At 63.1% G+C, this 16,110-nt stretch carries 14 protein-coding genes; 8 read left to right on the forward strand and 6 right to left on the reverse strand.

Features of this window, described 5'->3' with window-relative positions; genetic code table 11:
- Positions 1-46: 46 nt before the first annotated feature.
- Entirely contained in the window at positions 47-802 is a 756-nt protein-coding gene (locus IAG25_RS21275; protein WP_187606593.1) for a Mut7-C RNAse domain-containing protein, read from the reverse strand.
- Between IAG25_RS21275 and IAG25_RS21280 the strand changes: the two genes are divergently transcribed.
- From IAG25_RS21280 to IAG25_RS21295, 4 genes are all read left to right on the forward strand, one after another.
- Positions 801-1,790, forward strand: a complete 990-nt coding sequence (locus IAG25_RS21280) for an NAD(P)-dependent oxidoreductase (RefSeq protein ID WP_255503837.1) — start codon at positions 801-803, stop codon at positions 1,788-1,790. The two genes, IAG25_RS21275 and IAG25_RS21280, sit on opposite strands and share 2 nt — an antisense overlap.
- A gap of 96 nt (positions 1,791-1,886) precedes the next feature.
- Positions 1,887-2,516, forward strand: coding sequence for a LysE family translocator (locus tag IAG25_RS21285; protein WP_187606595.1), 630 nt, complete (start codon positions 1,887-1,889; stop codon positions 2,514-2,516).
- A gap of 153 nt (positions 2,517-2,669) precedes the next feature.
- Positions 2,670-3,110: a hypothetical protein gene (locus IAG25_RS21290; RefSeq protein ID WP_187606596.1), complete on the forward strand. Its 441-nt coding sequence runs from the start codon at positions 2,670-2,672 to the stop codon at positions 3,108-3,110.
- A gap of 7 nt (positions 3,111-3,117) precedes the next feature.
- The gene (locus IAG25_RS21295) at positions 3,118-3,483 is read left to right on the forward strand and encodes a response regulator (protein WP_187606597.1); all 366 of its coding nucleotides are present in this window, start codon (positions 3,118-3,120) and stop codon (positions 3,481-3,483) included.
- Positions 3,484-3,716: 233 nt separating this feature from the next.
- On the opposite strand, the gene argC is transcribed toward IAG25_RS21295, so the two are convergent.
- The 3 genes from argC to IAG25_RS21310 form a co-directional block, all read right to left on the reverse strand.
- Entirely contained in the window at positions 3,717-4,670 is a 954-nt protein-coding gene (gene argC / locus IAG25_RS21300) for an N-acetyl-gamma-glutamyl-phosphate reductase (protein ID WP_187606598.1), read from the reverse strand.
- 46 nt (positions 4,671-4,716) lie between these two features.
- Complete coding sequence (locus IAG25_RS21305; RefSeq protein WP_187606599.1) at positions 4,717-5,331, reverse strand: flavodoxin family protein; 615 nt, start codon at positions 5,329-5,331, stop codon at positions 4,717-4,719.
- A 118-nt stretch (positions 5,332-5,449) separates the two neighbouring features.
- Positions 5,450-6,040, reverse strand: coding sequence for a YbhB/YbcL family Raf kinase inhibitor-like protein (locus IAG25_RS21310; protein WP_187606600.1), 591 nt, complete (start codon positions 6,038-6,040; stop codon positions 5,450-5,452).
- Positions 6,041-6,330: 290 nt separating this feature from the next.
- Here IAG25_RS21310 and IAG25_RS21315 point away from each other — a divergent pair, with 290 nt between their 5' ends.
- Positions 6,331-7,041, forward strand: coding sequence for a response regulator (locus IAG25_RS21315; protein WP_187606601.1), 711 nt, complete (start codon positions 6,331-6,333; stop codon positions 7,039-7,041).
- Between the two features lie 80 nt (positions 7,042-7,121).
- On the opposite strand, the gene IAG25_RS21320 is transcribed toward IAG25_RS21315, so the two are convergent.
- Complete coding sequence (locus IAG25_RS21320) at positions 7,122-7,808, reverse strand: orotate phosphoribosyltransferase (RefSeq protein ID WP_187606602.1); 687 nt, start codon at positions 7,806-7,808, stop codon at positions 7,122-7,124.
- A gap of 234 nt (positions 7,809-8,042) precedes the next feature.
- On the opposite strand from IAG25_RS21320, the gene IAG25_RS21325 reads away from it, so the two are divergent.
- Both IAG25_RS21325 and IAG25_RS21330 read left to right on the forward strand, forming a co-directional pair.
- Positions 8,043-9,281: an MFS transporter gene (locus IAG25_RS21325; RefSeq protein WP_187606603.1), complete on the forward strand. Its 1,239-nt coding sequence runs from the start codon at positions 8,043-8,045 to the stop codon at positions 9,279-9,281.
- A gap of 256 nt (positions 9,282-9,537) precedes the next feature.
- On the forward strand, positions 9,538-11,811 hold the full coding sequence (locus IAG25_RS21330; RefSeq protein WP_187606604.1) for an NADP-dependent malic enzyme: 2,274 nt from the start codon (positions 9,538-9,540) through the stop codon (positions 11,809-11,811).
- Between the two features lie 117 nt (positions 11,812-11,928).
- Here IAG25_RS21330 and IAG25_RS21335 read toward each other — a convergent pair whose 3' ends face one another.
- Entirely contained in the window at positions 11,929-15,513 is a 3,585-nt protein-coding gene (locus tag IAG25_RS21335) for an indolepyruvate ferredoxin oxidoreductase family protein (protein WP_187606605.1), read from the reverse strand.
- Positions 15,514-15,858: 345 nt separating this feature from the next.
- Between IAG25_RS21335 and IAG25_RS21340 the strand changes: the two genes are divergently transcribed.
- Positions 15,859-16,068, forward strand: coding sequence for a hypothetical protein (locus IAG25_RS21340; protein ID WP_035509390.1), 210 nt, complete (start codon positions 15,859-15,861; stop codon positions 16,066-16,068).
- Positions 16,069-16,110: the final 42 nt, after the last annotated feature.

The following is a 16,110-nucleotide window of genomic DNA, read 5'->3' on the forward strand; positions in this document are numbered from 1 at the left end:
GAGGATTGAGGTCAGGGGCCGTATTGTACGGAACGCGACGACCGCGCTAGCGGCCCGTTTCCGCCAGCGCGTCGATTCGCGCGCGCATGCGCCGCCAGTGCGAGCCTTCCCAGAACACGCGACGACATACGTCGCAGGTGGCGAAGCGTGTATGCCGCTCGCGCACGCCGTCGGGCACGCGGCCATCGATTTCGCCGGGCATGGCCGGACGCAATGGCGCATTGCACATCAGGCAGAGCCGGAACGCCCGCACGTGCTGCACGAGATCGAGGCGCTCCGAGACTTCACGGAACTGTTCGTCGGCTTGCAGCGCGCGCACATAGCAGCCGCGCAACACGGTGCGGCGCTTGAGCAGTTCACGATCGCGCGTGAGCACGATGCGCGATTCGTCGTGCGCGAGCTGCTCGATTTCATCGTCGGGGAAGTTGTTGTCGTAGCGGGTGTCGAAGCCCGCCAGCCGCAGCAGTTGCGCGAGCCCGCCCAGGTGTGCATCGGCGATGAAGCGCAGGTCTGCCGCATGCAGCGGTGGCCGAAGCAGCGGCGCGCCGTTTGCCGTGTCCGCGGGTGCGTGATGCGCGGGATAGACCTCGATGACGTCGTCCGCCTCGATCTGCGCGTCGAACCCGACCGGGCGACCGTTACTTACGATCAGATCGACTTCCGTGTGCGGCACGCCGAGCGCTTCGATCATGTGCTTGGTCGACGAAGACTTCGCGCACGCGCAAGCGAACGCGTGCCCGCGCAAGGGTCGAGCAAGGAAATCGTTCAGTTCGCCATGGAAGTGAAAGCGCGCCTTGACCATGCAGCCAGTATCGCATTGCGCGCCTCTGCGCGCTTCGCCTCGATATGCTCTACTGGCGCTCGGGCCGCGCGCCTTCCCGTGCGCGGCGGCGAACAAGGCAAAGGAGCACGCGAGCATGGACATCGGATTCATTGGACTGGGCGAAATGGGCGGCGCGATGGCGAGCAACGCGCTCAAGGCGGGGCACACGGTGCGCGTCTGGAACCGCTCGCGCGACAAGACACGCGCGCTCGCGGACCAGGGCGCGACGGTAGTCGATACGCCCGAGCAGGCGTTCGCCGGCGACGCCGCGTTCTCCATGCTCGCCGACGACCACGCGCTGCGCTCGGTGCTCGTCGATGGCGGTTTGCTCAAGCACGCACCGAAGGGCCTCGTGCACGTCAACATGGCGACGATTTCGGCGGCGCTGGCCGTCGAGCTGACCGAACTTCACGCGCAGCACGGCGTTGCGTATGTTGCCGCGCCGGTGCTCGGGCGGCCGGACGTCGCGGCGGCGGGCAAGCTCAACATTCTCGCCGCGGGCGCGAGCGATGCGATCGACCGCGTGCAGCCCGTGCTCGATGCGATCGGCCAGAAAACCTGGCGCGTCGGCAGCGAACCGCAGCACGCGAACGTGCTCAAGCTCGCGGCGAATTTCATGCTCGCATCGGCGATCGAAAGCTTCGGTGAGGCCGCGGCGCTCGTGACCGGCCACGGCATCGAAGCGCAGACGCTGCTCGACGTCATCACGAATTCGCTGTTTCCGGGTCCGGTGTATCAGGGCTACGGGAAGATGATCGCGGAGCGCCGTTACGAGCCCGCGCTCTTCAAGGCGCGGCTCGGGCTGAAGGACGTGCGTCTCGCGATCGCCGCCGGCGATGCCGTGAACGTGCCGCTGCCCGTGGCGAGCGTCGTACGCGACAACCTCGTCGATGCACTCGCGCACGGCGACGGCGAGAAGGACTTCGCCGTGCTCGGTCAGGTCGCGGCCCGTCGCGCCGGAGGCTGATTCCATTTCCGCGGTGTGGCGAAGGCGGCATTGTGCCCGGATCGGCGCGGGCAGACGGCATAATGCGAGTCCCGTTCTTTTCTCCGCCACGCCGCAATGAGCCTGCATCTCTGGTGGCTGTTCGTCGCCACTGTCTTTGTCGTTTCCGCGATTCCCGGTCCCAACATGCTGCTCGTCATGACGCACGGCGCGCGTCATGGCCTCAAGCGTTCGACGGCCACCATGGCAGGCTGTCTCACGGCGCTTGTCATCATGTTGTCGGTATCGGCGGCGGGCCTGGGCGTGTTTCTCGAAGCGTGGCCGCGTCTTTTCGATACGCTGCGTCTGATCGGCGCGGCTTATCTCGTCTGGCTCGGCGTGAAGAGCTGGCGCGCGAAAGCGAGCGCCGTCGATGTTCGCGATGACAGCGGCGCCGCGCATTCTTCCCGACGCTTCACGCTCTTTCGCAACGGCTTTCTCGTCGCGAGCAGCAATCCGAAGGCGATCCTCTTCGCGGCGGCGCTGCTGCCGCAGTTCATCGACGCGAGCCGGCCGGTCTTGCCGCAATTCGCCGTGCTCGTCTCGACGTTCGCGGTGATCGAAGTGAGCTGGTACGCCGTGTACGCAGGTCTCGGCGCGCACATCGGCGACAAGCTGAAAAGCGCGAACGTCGCGCGGGCGTTCAACCGTTTGACGGGCGGCGTGTTCGTCGGCTTCGGGGCGATGATGGCGCTCGTGCGCCATTGACGATTCAAACGTCTGTATGAACGGGTGCACGGCTTGCTTTCGCTTGCAGTGCTTCATTCGCTTTCGAACATACATACGCGGCGGGCGCGCGCATAGTCGCGCTCGTCCCGGTTCGTGGCGAACCCAGAAAAACAGCTAAAAAGGAGGCGCCTCATGCATCTGTTTGTCCGACGCCCCGCTTGCGCCGCGCTTCTCGCGCTCTGTTTCGGCGTACTGGCGACGACCTCCGCGCATGCCGACGACACCCCGAGCCCCTGCGATGCGCTCAAGCGCATCGTGGCCGCCGCGCCGAATTTTTCCTCGCTTTCCGCGATCGATGGCCGGGCCGTCGCGCTGCCTTACGGCGACGACGCAAAGTGCGCCGCATCGCAGACGAACTATCGATGCACGTGGACGCCGTACGGCGGCGCCAGCGCTGACGCGCTGCAGGGTGTCGCGGCGGACATTGCATCGTGTCTGCCCGACGCGACGCACGACCAGAATTCGCCCGCGCGCCAGCATTTCTATCTGGGCGCACGCGGCGCGCGCACCGAGATCGCGGCGGCGCAGGCGGGCTCGAACAAATTGAAACTCGAAATCTACGGTTCCCGGTGAGGCCATCGTGAGCAAGCGCATCCTCATAGCCGATGACGACGACGATGCGCTTTCCGGCCTCGCGAATCTGCTGACCGGCATGGGCCACGAAGTGGCGCTCGCGGCGAACGGCGCGCAAGCCGTCGATGTCGCCGCGCAGTTCGATCCGGAAGTCGTGATTCTCGATCTCGGCATGCCGCTCGTCGATGGTCTGGCGGCGGCGCGCGCGTTGCGTGCATTGCCGAACGGCCACGCGAGAATGCTGGTCGCGCTGACGGGCTGGGGACAGCCGCAGCATCGGGAAATGACGCTCGACGCCGGTTTCGATGTCCACCTCGTCAAACCGATATCCGCCGACCAACTGCAATTCATTCTGTCGATGATGCAGCCCTGATTGCACCGATCACGCTTGTGTCGGCCCGCTGCAACACGCGATGTTGCGACGCACCAATATTATTGGTATATTTACTCCTGTCTCCTCCATGTCTCCACTGATATGGATTCAGCCCGCCAGCTTTGGCGGGCTTTTTTTCGTCCGTACGGTTTAATGTTGCGCTGCATCGACGGACGCAAAAAAGGCCAATCCGCTGTGGAGCGAATCGGCCTTCTGGTTTCCCGCGAAATGTGTCAACGGGCGAGACCCGTCTCTTCCTCCGCGCCGATCGCCAGATTCATGCACTGGATCGCCGCGCCCGACGCGCCCTTGCCGAGATTGTCCAAACGCGCGACCGTCACGAAGCGCTCGTCGTTGCCGAACACGAAGATATCTACGCGATTCGTGTCATTGCAGGCTTGCACGTCGAAGAAACCGTCGTCGAGATTGCTCTCGGCGTCGAACGGCATCACGCGCACGAACGGCTCGTTGTTGTAATACTCGGCGAGCATGTCGCGCACGTCCTGCGGCTTCGCCCGCCGCGAGAGCTGGTCCGGCGAGAAATACGTCGTCACCGCGAGACCTTTCAGGAACGGGCCGACGATCGGCGTAAAGACCGGCGCGCGCGCGAGGCCCGTGCGCACCGACATTTCCGGCAGATGCTTGTGTGTCAGACCCAGCGCGTACGGGCGCGGGCTCATGAGTCGCTCGTTGCCGCCCGCTTCGAACTCCGCGATCATTTTCTTGCCGCCGCCGCTGTAGCCGGTGATCGAATAGGCGTGCGCGTCGAAGTTGGCGGGAACGAGGCCGCCCGCGACGAGCGGCTGCACCGACAGCACGAACGCCGACGCGTGGCAGCCCGGCACGGCGATGCGCTTCGACGTGCGCAGACGCTCGCGCTGCGCGCGCGTGAGCTCGGGCAGGCCGTACGCCCAGTCGTCCTGCGTGCGGAAAGCGGTGCTCGCGTCGATCATCACGGTGCGCGTATTGTCGCGGTCGACGAGCGAAACCGACTCGCGCGACGCGACATCCGGCAGGCACAGGAACGTCACGTCCGACGCGTTGATGAGCCGGCGGCGCTCCTCGATGTCCTTGCGCTTCGCTTCTTCGATACGCAACACCTCGATGTCACGGCGCTGCGACAGATATTCGAAAATCTTCAGGCCGGTGGTGCCTTCCTGTCCGTCGACAAATACTTTCGTGGTCATCTCGATCTCGCTGGTTCGTGCGGGCGCTCGCCGCAAAACCGACATTTTAGTGCGATTCCGAGACGGGCTGATGTCCGCCGTCTTCGACGCCGCCGCGATTGCCGATCCAGCGCGCCGTCACCGCGGCGATGCGCGCGCCGAAGACCTTCGCCGTTTCGAGATCGCCGGGCGGCGGCGCTTCGTCCGGCGAGGCGTCCGCGGGCGATTGCGTCAGGAGACCCGTAAAGCCGCCGACGAAGTTGAGATCGTTGCGCGTGGCAGCCTTCGTGTTCGACGGCATCATGCCCGTACCGATCCAGACCATGCCGTGCTGCATCGCCAGCGTGACGAAGTACGAGATGGTCAGGAATTTGTCGCCGTTCATATGGGCCGAATTGGTGAATCCGGCCGCGATCTTGTCCTTCCATTTCTGCGCGAACCAGGGCTTCGAACTCGCGTCGGCGAACTTCTTGAAGTCGGCGGACGGCCCGCCCATGTAGGTCGGCGCGCCGAACACGATGGCGTCGGCGGCGTCCAGTTCTGCCCAGGCGGCGTCGTCGAGTTCGGCGACGGCGATCAGTTTCACGTTCGCGCCGGCGTCGGTCGCGCCGACGAGCACCGCTTCGGCGACCTTCTTCGTGTGGCCGTAGCCGCTGTGATAAACGATGATGATGTTCGGCATGGTCTCCCCGAGTCGTTCCTGCGCCGCGCCGCGCACGCGTGCCTTGCGGACGGTCCGGGCCAGTCTAGCAAGACAATTTTTCGCCGAGCGGCGCGAGCGCATGGTTCTCGACTTCAGATTAGCGGCCGTATGTGAACGTGAGCTGTGCGCTGGCGATCGTCATCGTGCGGATTTCGTGCTCGAACATGAGCGCGGGCGTGCCCTGACGCAGGCGCAGATCGGCGCTGTCGAGCGCGTAAACAGTCACTATGTAGCGATGCGGTTTGCCGGGCGGCGGGCACGGGCCACCGTAGCCGTCCGTATCCCAGTCGTTGCGCGCTTCGATGGCGCCCATCTTGCGCAGCGCCCCCGATCCGCTCGCATTGTTCGGCAGACGATCCGTGCCGATCGGGATGCCCGCGACCGCCCAGTGCCACCAGCCGCGTCCGGGAGCGTCGGGATCGAAGATCGTTACAGCGAAGCTGCGGGCGTTTGCGGGTGCGCCATGCCAGGAAATCTGCGGCGAGCGGTTGCCGCCCTTGCACTCCGACTGATCGAAAAGCAGATCGCGCCCGATGGTCTTGCCAGGCGCGAGGTCCGTGCTGGACACGGTGAAAGCGGGGTCGGCGGTGACCTCGTGCGAATACGCGAAAAACGCCGCCGCCAGGGCGATGAAGAGTACTGATGCGGCAAGGCCAGTCGAACTCACGCGTCGCCCGGAGAGGCGCATGGGCTGAACTCCTGTCAGTATCGTCGCGCGTTATAGCAGCGTTTCGCCGGCTGCAACGATGTTTTTTGTCTCATGATGCGCTTCGTACCAGCTTGCAGTTTAACATTGCAACAAAGCATTAAAGCTTTACATCCTTGAGACTTTACCGATGGCGCGTTGCGCGCCCAGCGGCTTGGACGTAGCACGCAGCGCCTTGACGGCGATGACTTCTGACTCTATTAAACGTAGAAATGAGTAATTCGACGCAGATTCGCGCGGCAACTAATCGACCGAAATACAGGAGAAGTTAAATGAGCCAGCGAATAAAAGTCATCATCGCCGACGATCATCCCGTCATTCTGTTTGGCGCGGCACAGGCGCTCAACAAGTTTCCGGAGGTGGACGTTATCGGCCAGGCGCGCCAGTCGACCGAACTCATCCAGTTGCTTCAGAAGGAGCCATGCGACGTCCTCGTCACCGATCTCGCCATGCCCGGCGGTTCGTACGGCGACGGCATGCCCCTGCTCGGTTATATCGGCCGGCAATTCCCGCGGGTGAAGCTTGTCGTGCTCACCATGCTCGAGAATCCGGCCTTGCTCAAACGTTTGCGCGAAGTGGGCGTGATGTCGATCATCAACAAGGCCGACGACATGAACCACATCGGCTGGGCCATCCAGCACGTCATGCGCGGGCAGGAATATCTCGGCCCGTCCGTGAAGGCAGCGCTCGACAGCATGGGGCTCAGTTCGAGCGGGCAGCAACGCAGCGTGATCCTGTCCAAGCGCGAACTCGAAGTGGTGCGCCTGTTTGTTTCGGGCATGACGATCACGGAGATTGCAGGGCAATTGCGGCGCAGTATCAAAACCATCAGCACGCAAAAGAACACCGCAATGCGAAAACTCGGCATCGAGCGCGATTCCGAATTGTTTCAGTACGCGCAAAGTAACGGGTTAATGAATCTTTCGGCATATTCCGGCGACGGTTCGCTCGACGACTCGCTTCCCAATCCGAATTCGCTATAGACGATTTTGCTTGCCAAATAAAAAAGCCGCTGATTTCGATCAGCGGCTTTTTTTATCAATTGCTTCGCGGACGTTAATACTTATTGCGGAGCAGCGGTCGCACCGCCGTGCGCAGCCGACCATTCCGCCGGCGAGTGCAGGAATTTCTCGACTTCATCGAGCGTCTTCGACTCGAAGTAGCCTTGCTCCTTCGCGACGCGCAGCACGTCCCACCAGGTGGCGAGCGCGTGCAGATCGACGTCGATGTCCTTCAACACCGACACGCTCTCCTTGAAGATGTTGTAGTGGAAGAGCACGAAGCAGTGATTCACCGTCGCGCCCGCCGTGCGCAGCGCGTTGATGAAGTTGATCTTGCTGCGGCTGTCCGTGGTCAGGTCTTCGACCAGCAGCACGCGCTGGCCTTCGGTCAGCAAACCTTCGATCTGCGCATTGCGGCCGAAACCCTTCGGCTTCTTGCGGACGTATTGCATCGGCACCATCAGGCGGTCGGCGATCCAGGCGGCGAACGGGATGCCCGCAGTCTCGCCGCCAGCGACGGCGTCGATCTGCTCGTAGCCGACATCGCGCAGAATCGTCGCTTCGGCCATCTCCATCAGGCCGCGGCGCACGCGCGGATAAGAGATCAGCTTGCGGCAGTCGATATACACCGGGCTCGCCCAGCCGGACGTGAAGATGTACGGTTTTTCCGCGTTGAAGTGCACCGCCTGCACTTCGAGCAGCATCTTGGCGGTGGTGTCGGAGATCGTCTGGCGATCGAAGCCTGTCATGGGCGAATCCTTGGACTTGTGTGGCGCTTGAAGAAGCGGGAGGCGGCCGCGAGGGCCTTTGGCGCATGTTTCGATGCAGAACACGCCGTTTTGGACGACGTTTTCGCACTCACTGCGCGCGTAGCCCGCCATTTTACCCGAGCGGACGAATGCGGGCGAGTGGGCTTTTTTCGATCGATTGAACGATTCGGGTGCTCGCGCTTACACTCCCGGCACTTCCCGCAGAACGCTCCGATGACGCCCGCTTCCTCTTCCACTGCCTCCGAGCCGCTTTCCCGTCACGCGTTGCAGGCGCTCGTCGCGTCGATGCTCGGCTACGCGATGGACGGTTTCGACCTGCTGATCCTCGGCTTCATGCTGCCCGCGATCGCCACGGACCTGCGTCTCACGCCCGCGCAATCCGGCGCGCTCGTCACGTGGACGCTCGCCGGGGCGGTCGCGGGCGGCGTCGTGTTCGGCATGCTGTCCGATTATTTCGGCCGCGTGCGCATGCTGACCTGGACGATTCTCGTGTTCGCCGTCTTCACCGGCCTGTGCGCGCTCTCGCAGGGCTACGGCGATTTGCTGATCTATCGCACCGTCGCCGGAATCGGGCTGGGCGGCGAGTTCGGGATCGGCATGGCGCTCGTCGCCGAGGCGTGGCCCGCGCGGTTGCGAGCGCGCGTGTCGTCGTATGTGGGGATCGGCTGGCAAATGGGCGTGCTTGCCGCCGCGCTCATCACGCCGATGCTCCTGCCCGTGATCGGCTGGCGCGGCATGTTCGCGGTCGGGCTGTTGCCGGCGGTCGTTTCGTTCTTCGTGCGGCGTCATGTGGACGAGCCCGCGCTGTTCACCGAACGCCGCGCGGCCGCCAAAGCCGACACCGCCCGCAAGCTGCCGCTCAGGCGTCTTTTCGACGACTCCCGCACCGCGCGTGCGAGTCTCGGCGTGATCATCCTGTGCTCGGTGCAGAACTTCGGCTACTACGGCTTGATGATCTGGCTGCCGAGTTACCTGTCGAAGACGTTCGGCTACTCGCTGACGAAATCCGGTCTCTGGACTGCGGCGACCGTGCTCGGCATGGCGTTCGGCATCTGGCTGTTCGGCCTGGCGGCGGATCGCTTCGGACGCAAACCGGCGTTCCTCGTCTATCAGTTCGGCGCGGTCGCGATGGTGTTCGTCTATTCCAGTCTGACGAGCCCGGCGGCGCTCCTGATCGGCGGCGCGGTGATGGGCGTGTTCGTGAACGGCATGCTCGGCGGCTACGGCGCGCTGATCTCCGAGATCTACCCGACCGAAGCGCGCGCAACCGCGCAAAACGTGTTGTTCAATATAGGGCGCGCGGTGGGTGGACTCGGTCCGGTCGCGGTCGGCGCGCTGGCGGCGCGTTATTCGTTCTCGGTGGCGCTCGCGTTCCTCGCATCGATCTATCTGCTCGACGTCGTCGCGACGCTCTTTCTGATCCCGGAAAAACGCGGCGCCGAACTCGACTGAGCGCCCAGTCGTCGGACGAAATTGCGCTGAAACGTTGCATCGCGTCATTTCAGGCGCGCGGTGTACACTGAACGTCCCAAAAAAAACCAAAGGCTCCGTCCGCTCGTTCGATTCCGACGAGCGGCACGCCGCGTCTATCCGACGCGCCGAGCCCATGAAAATTGGTCCATCGATTCACATTCCCGCATTCATTGCAGCACGGTCGACGGCGGTGTGAACCCTGTTCAAATAATTCTCAAACGTCTCAGGTCAAATCATGGACGAACAACTGAAGCAAAGTGCCCTCGCGTATCACCAGAATCCCCGTCCCGGCAAGATTTCGGTTACTCCGACCAAGCCGCTTTCCAACCAGCTCGACCTCTCGCTCGCCTATTCGCCGGGCGTCGCGGCCGCGTGCATGGCGATCTACGATGAGCCGCTCGACGCGCAGAAGTACACGTCGCGTGCGAACCTCGTCGGCGTCGTGACGAATGGCACCGCCGTATTGGGCCTCGGCAACATCGGCCCGCTCGCGGCCAAGCCGGTGATGGAAGGCAAGGGATGCCTCTTCAAGAAGTTCGCGGGCATCGACGTGTTCGATATCGAGCTGGCGGAAACCGATCCGGACAAGCTCGTCGATGCGATCGCAATGCTCGAACCCACGCTGGGTGGCATCAACCTCGAGGACATCAAGGCGCCGGAATGCTTCTATATCGAGAAGAAGCTGCGCGAGCGCATGAAGATTCCCGTTTTCCATGACGATCAGCACGGCACGGCGATCATCGCGTCGGCGGCAATCCTGAACGGCCTGAAAGTGGTCGGCAAGAAGCTGGACGAAGTGAAGCTCGTTTGCTCCGGCGCGGGCGCGGCGGCGATCGCGTGTCTGGACCTGCTCGTTCACCTCGGCCTGAAGAAGGCGAACACGCTCGTGATCGATTCGAAGGGCGTGATCTACGAAGGCCGCGGCAATCTGGACGCATCGAAGGAGCGCTATCAGGCGAGCACCGACGCGCGCACGCTCGCCGATGCGATGCACGGTTGCGACGTCTTCCTCGGCTGTTCGAGCGCGGGCGTGCTGAAGGCGGAAATGGTCGAGACGATGGCCGACAAGCCGCTGATTCTCGCGCTGGCGAATCCGGAACCGGAAATCCGCCCGGAAGAAGCGAAGCGCGTGCGTCCGGACTGCATCGTCGCAACGGGCCGTTCGGATTATCCGAATCAGGTCAACAACGTGCTCTGCTTCCCGTTCATTTTCCGTGGCGCGCTCGATGTGGGCGCGACGACCATCACCGAGGAAATGAAGCTCGCGTGCGTGCGCGCGATCGCCGAACTCGCGGAAGAAACCGATCAGGGTGATGAAGTTGCAAAGGCTTATGAAGGCCATTCGCTGGAATTTGGCCCGGAATATCTGATTCCGAAGCCTTTCGATCCGCGCCTGATCATCAAGATCGCGCCGGCCGTGGCGCAAGCCGCGATGGATTCGGGCGTCGCGACGCGTCCGATCAAGGACATGGATGCGTATCGCGAGACGCTCGGCGCCACGGTGTATCGCACGGGCATGGTGATGCGTCCGGTGTTCACGGCGGCGAAGGCGGCTCCGGCGCGTATCGCGTTCGCGGAAGGCGAGGACGAGCGCGTGCTGCGCGCCGCGCAGTTCGTGTTGCTGGAGAAGATCGCGAAGCCGATCATCATCGGCCGTCCGGCTGTCGTCGAAATGCGTCTGCAGAAAATGGGCTCGAAGCTGAAGCCGGGCGTCGATTTCGAGATCGTGAATCCGGAAGACGATCCGCGCTATCAGAAGAGCTGGCAGGCGTATCACGAGATCGCCGCGCGTCAGGGCGTGACGCCCGAAAGCGCGAAGGCCGCGCTGCGCAAGTTCAACACGCTGATCGGCGCGATCCTGGTTCACACGGGCGACGCGGACGGGATGATCTGCGGTCTCATCGACACGTATCAGGATCACCTGAAGTTCATCGATCAGGTGCTCGGCAAGGCGGAAGGCGCGAACAACTTCGCGGCGATGAATCTGCTGATGCTGCAAGGGCGCAATCTGTTCATCAGCGACACGTACGTCAACGAGACGCCGACGCCCGAGCAACTCGCCGACATGACGATTCTGGCGGCGCGCGAGATCGAGCGTTTCGGGATTCAGCCGAAGGTCGCGCTGGTGTCGAATTCGAACTTCGGCAGCGTGCAGAGCGCGTCGAGCAAGCGGATGGCCGAAGCGCGCAAGCTGATTGCCGAGCGTGCGCCGGATCTCGAAATCGACGGTGAAATGCACGGCGACGCGGCGCTTTCCGAAGCCGTGCGCAAGGCTTCGTTCCCGGGCACCACGTTGCACGGTGAGGCGAATCTGCTGATCATGCCGAACGTCGAAGCGGCGAACATCACGTACAACCTGCTCAAGATGGTGAGCGGCGAGGGCGTGACCGTCGGGCCGATCCTGCTCGGTGCTGCGAAGCCTGTGCATATCCTGACGCCGGCCGCGACGGTGCGGCGGATCATCAATATGACGGCGGTGGCGAGCGCGAATGCGCGTGTAGCGAAGTAACACGCCAGCGCGCTAGAAAGACGAACGGCGATCCGGGAGACCGGATCGCCGTTTTTTTGGCCGATAAAAAAGGCGGTCCGTTTTCACGAACCGCCTTCGAGCGTGAAGCAACGAGAATTACGCGACCTGCCGCTTTTCCCCGCCTTCGTTACTCCGCCAGCGCGCGAGCAAGGCATTCCACTTGATCTTCGCAGCCTTGACGTTGTTTTCCTTGACGTGACCGTAGCCGCGCATCGAATCGGGAAGATTAGCGAGTTCGACAGCGAGTGACAGTTTCTGCTCCGTGAGTCCGCCGATCACCTCACGCACCAACGCTTCGTACTCGCCGATCAACGCGCGCTCCATCTTCCGCTCTTCCGTGCGGCCGAACGGATCCAGCGCCGTTCCGCGCAGGAACTTCAGCTTCGCGAGCACGCGCATCGCCGACATCATCCACGGACCGTATTGCTTCTTCACCAGATGCCCGTGCGCATCCTTCTTCGAAAGACTCGGCGGCGCGAGATGCATCTTGATCTTCCAGTCGCCTTCGAAACTCGCGCGAATCTTGTCGAGGAACACCGGATCGGCATACAGACGCGCGACTTCGTATTCGTCCTTGTACGCCATCAGCTTGTGCAGATTCTTCGCGACGGCTTCGGTCAGCGGATACTGCCCGTCCCCGGCGCCCAGCCCGGCTTCCTTTGCGCGCACTTCGGCAACCAGCCGTCCGTATCGCGCTGCATAGGCCGTGTTCTGATACTCCGCGAGATAGTCGAGCCGCTTGTCGATGAGCGTGTCGAGCGCCTTCGGCGTATGCAGCGCGATGACCTTGCCCGGCGCTGCCTGCGCGCCATGCTGCGCATCCGCGAGACGGCGCACGGCTTCGGGATCGTGCGCCGCGCGACGGCCCCATTCGAACGCCGCGAGATTCTTCTCGACCTGCACCGCGTTCAGCTCGATGGCGCGTACCAGCGACTCATGCAGCAGCGGCACCCAACCCTTCTGCCACGCGAAGCCGAGCACGAACGGATTCGTGTAGATCGCATCGCCCATCAGCGCGACGGCGAAGCGGTTCGCATCGACGAGCGCGACATGCTCGCCCGCGGCCGCGCGAATATCCGCCTCCGCGCTCGCGCCCGGGAAACTCCAGTTCGGGTTCTTGATGAACTCGGCGGTCGGCGTCTGCGCGCTGTTCACGACGACGCGTGTGTGATCAGGCTGCATCCGCGAGCCGCATTCGTTGCTCGCGGTGACGATCGCATCGCAACCGATGACGAGATCCGCTTCGCCCATCGCGATACGCGTCGCGTGGATATCGGTCGGACGGTTGGCGATCTGCACGTGGCTCATCACGGCGCCGCCTTTCTGCGCGAGCCCGGTGACGTCGAGCACGGTGACGCCTTTCTGCTCCAGATGCGCCGCCATGCCGAGCAGCGCGCCGATCGTCACGACGCCCGTTCCGCCGACGCCCGTGACCAGCACGCCATACGGCCGCCCGATCTCCGGAAGCTCGGGCGTGGGCACGGACGGCATCGCATCGCTCTCGACGCTCGTCGCCTTCGGCTTTTTCAACTGGCCGCCTTCCACCGTCACGAAGCTCGGGCAAAAGCCGTTCAGACACGAGTAGTCCTTGTTGCACGTCGACTGGTTGATCTGCCGCTTCGTGCCGTACTCGGTATCGAGCGGCTCGACCGACAGGCAATTCGACTTCACCGAGCAATCGCCGCAGCCTTCACACACCGCTTCGTTGATGACAACGCGCTTCGCCGGATCGGGGAATGCGCCGCGCTTGCGACGACGACGCTTCTCGGTCGCGCAGGTCTGGTCGTAGATCAGGATCGACGTGCCCGCAACCTCGCGCAGTTGACGCTGGATTTCGTCCAGCTTGTCGCGATGATGCACGTCGATGCCCGGCGCAAGTCCGACGCTCGCCGTGTACTTCTCCGGCTCATCGGTCACGATGACGATTTTCGCCGCGCCTTCCGCCGCGAGCTGATGCGTGATCTGCGGCACGGTCAGCACGCCGTCGACGGGCTGACCGCCGGTCATCGCGACGGCATCGTTATAGAGAATCTTGTAGGTGATGTTCACCTTCGCCGCGATCGCCGCGCGGATCGCGAGCAGGCCCGAATGGAAATACGTGCCGTCGCCGAGGTTCGCGAAAACGTGCTTGTCGTTCGAGAACGGCGACTGGCCGACCCACGCCACGCCTTCGCCGCCCATCTGGCTGAACGTGCTCGTGTTGCGGTCCATCCAGACCGTCATGTAGTGGCAGCCGATGCCCGCCATCGCGCGCGAGCCTTCCGGCACGTTCGTCGATGTGTTGTGCGGGCAGCCCGAGCAGAACCACGGCTTGCGCTCCGCCTCGACACGCGGCCGCGCGAGCGACCGTTCCTTCGCCTCGATCACGGCGATGCGCGTCGCGATGCGCGCGCGCACATCGGCGGGCAAATCGAATTTGTCGAGGCGCGTGGCGATGGCCTTCGCGATGATCGCGGGCGACAGCTCGTAGTGCGCGGGCAGAAGCCAGTTGCCCATCGGCACGGACCATTCGCCGCCGGCGCCGTCTTTTTCGTCGAACTTGCCGTACACGCGCGGACGTTGCGCATCCGGCCAGTTGTATAGCTCTTCCTTGATCGCGTATTCGAGAATCTGCCGCTTTTCCTCGACGACCAGAATTTCCTCCAGCCCGCGCGCGAATTCATGCGCGCCTTGCGCTTCGAGCGGCCACACGCAGCCGACCTTGTAGAGACGGATGCCGATCTGCGAGCACGTCGCGTCGTCGAGACCGAGATCGGTCAGCGCCTGTCGAACGTCGAGATAGGCTTTGCCGCCGGTCATGATGCCGAAACGCGCATGCGGCGAATCGATTTCCACGCGGTCCAGCTTGTTCGCGCGCACGTAGGCGAGCGCGGCGTACCACTTGTAGTCGAGCAGACGCGCTTCCTGCACGAGCGGCGGATCGGGCCAGCGGATGTTCAGGCCGCCATCGGGCATCGCGAAATCGGTCGGGAGCACGATCTTCGTGCGATGCGGATCGATATCCACCGAAGCCGACGACTCAACGACATCCGTCACGCATTTCATCGCGACCCACAGGCCGGAGTAGCGCGACATCGCCCAGCCGTGCAGGCCGAAATCGAGATATTCCTGCACGTTCGACGGAAACAGCACCGGCAGTCCGCACGCCTTGAACACGTGCTCGGACTGATGCGCGAGCGTCGATGATTTCGCGGCGTGATCGTCGCCGGCGAGCACCAGAACGCCGCCGTGTTGCGCCGATCCGGCGGAATTGCCGTGCTTGAAGACATCGCCCGAACGATCGACGCCCGGACCTTTGCCGTACCACATCGAGAACACGCCGTCGTATTTGGCGCTCGGGTACAGATTCACTTGCTGCGAGCCCCACACGGCGGTGGCAGCGAGATCTTCGTTCACGCCCGGCTGAAACACGACCTGATGGCCGGCGAGATGCTTCTTCGCCTTCCAGAGTGACTGGTCAAGACCGCCGAGGGGAGAACCGCGATATCCGGAAATGAATCCGGCGGTGTTGAGGCCAGCGGCCTTGTCGCGCTCTTGCTGCAGCATCGGCAGGCGCACCAGGGCCTGGATGCCGCTCATATAGGCGCGGCCGCGTTCGAGCGTGTATTTGTCGTCTAGCGTGACGGATTTCAACGCGGCTTCTAGCGAAGCTCTTTGTTCTGCGTCTAGCGGGGCGTTCATTATGTGTATTCCTCCACCCGAGGTTTGGGATCACCAAAGCATGTTTCGGGCCGTCGCGTCTTGTGAACGCGTAGGCCGGGACTACCAGTTTGCCGGTGCGATGATCTTTCAGGCACTGGTACAAACCCGTTAAAAATTCCTCACTTAGCCGCGCTTTGCGTCAAATCCTTGACGATTTGACCGTCATCAAGAGGGTTTTGTTACAGCATGTAAATTCGACCGATTCACGGAACCCTGCCGTTCATCCCTGTCTAAAATGACGCTTCCGGAACTTCCGTGCCAATTTTCTGTGCACGCTTTGAGTTTCGGAAGCAAGTTGTACGTTGCAGTTAGAAGGAGATAACGATGAAACAACGCCACATCCAGAATTTCTTGGTCGTTTCGGCGGCTTTTTTCGCCATCAGCGCGCCGGTGGGCGGCGCACGTGCGAATAATGGCTCGCCGTTCGGGGCGTCGTCGGTTGCACAGGTCGCGCAAGTGCGCGTTCAGTCGGTTAAGGCGGGTGCTGAAAAGCGCCGCGAATCGGAAAGCAGCGACGACGAGACGGCGGGCTGACCCGCTCATCGCGGTCCGTATCGACCAAACGGGCCGCCAGAA

The sequence above is a fragment of the Caballeronia sp. EK genome (assembly GCF_014384845.1).
In the GTDB taxonomy this organism is placed as follows: Bacteria; Pseudomonadota; Gammaproteobacteria; order Burkholderiales; family Burkholderiaceae; genus Caballeronia; species Caballeronia jiangsuensis.

Bases quoted from the DNA above. Each gene is read 5' to 3' on its own strand.
- IAG25_RS21305 (WP_187606599.1), bottom strand. From the start codon at position 5,331: ATGCCGAACATCATCATCGTTTATCACAGCGGCTACGGCCACACGAAG.
- IAG25_RS21310 (WP_187606600.1), bottom strand. From the start codon at position 6,040: ATGCGCCTCTCCGGGCGACGCGTGAGTTCGACTGGCCTTGCCGCATCA.
- IAG25_RS21325 (WP_187606603.1), top strand. From the start codon at position 8,043: ATGACGCCCGCTTCCTCTTCCACTGCCTCCGAGCCGCTTTCCCGTCAC.
- IAG25_RS21335 (WP_187606605.1), bottom strand. From the start codon at position 15,513: ATGAACGCCCCGCTAGACGCAGAACAAAGAGCTTCGCTAGAAGCCGCG.
- IAG25_RS21330 (WP_187606604.1), top strand. From the start codon at position 9,538: ATGGACGAACAACTGAAGCAAAGTGCCCTCGCGTATCACCAGAATCCC.
- IAG25_RS21285 (WP_187606595.1), top strand. From the start codon at position 1,887: ATGAGCCTGCATCTCTGGTGGCTGTTCGTCGCCACTGTCTTTGTCGTT.
- argC (WP_187606598.1), bottom strand. From the start codon at position 4,670: ATGACCACGAAAGTATTTGTCGACGGACAGGAAGGCACCACCGGCCTG.
- IAG25_RS21280 (WP_255503837.1), top strand. From the start codon at position 801: ATGCAGCCAGTATCGCATTGCGCGCCTCTGCGCGCTTCGCCTCGATAT.
- IAG25_RS21290 (WP_187606596.1), top strand. From the start codon at position 2,670: ATGCATCTGTTTGTCCGACGCCCCGCTTGCGCCGCGCTTCTCGCGCTC.
- IAG25_RS21315 (WP_187606601.1), top strand. From the start codon at position 6,331: ATGAGCCAGCGAATAAAAGTCATCATCGCCGACGATCATCCCGTCATT.
- IAG25_RS21340 (WP_035509390.1), top strand. From the start codon at position 15,859: ATGAAACAACGCCACATCCAGAATTTCTTGGTCGTTTCGGCGGCTTTT.
- IAG25_RS21275 (WP_187606593.1), bottom strand. From the start codon at position 802: ATGGTCAAGGCGCGCTTTCACTTCCATGGCGAACTGAACGATTTCCTT.
- IAG25_RS21320 (WP_187606602.1), bottom strand. From the start codon at position 7,808: ATGACAGGCTTCGATCGCCAGACGATCTCCGACACCACCGCCAAGATG.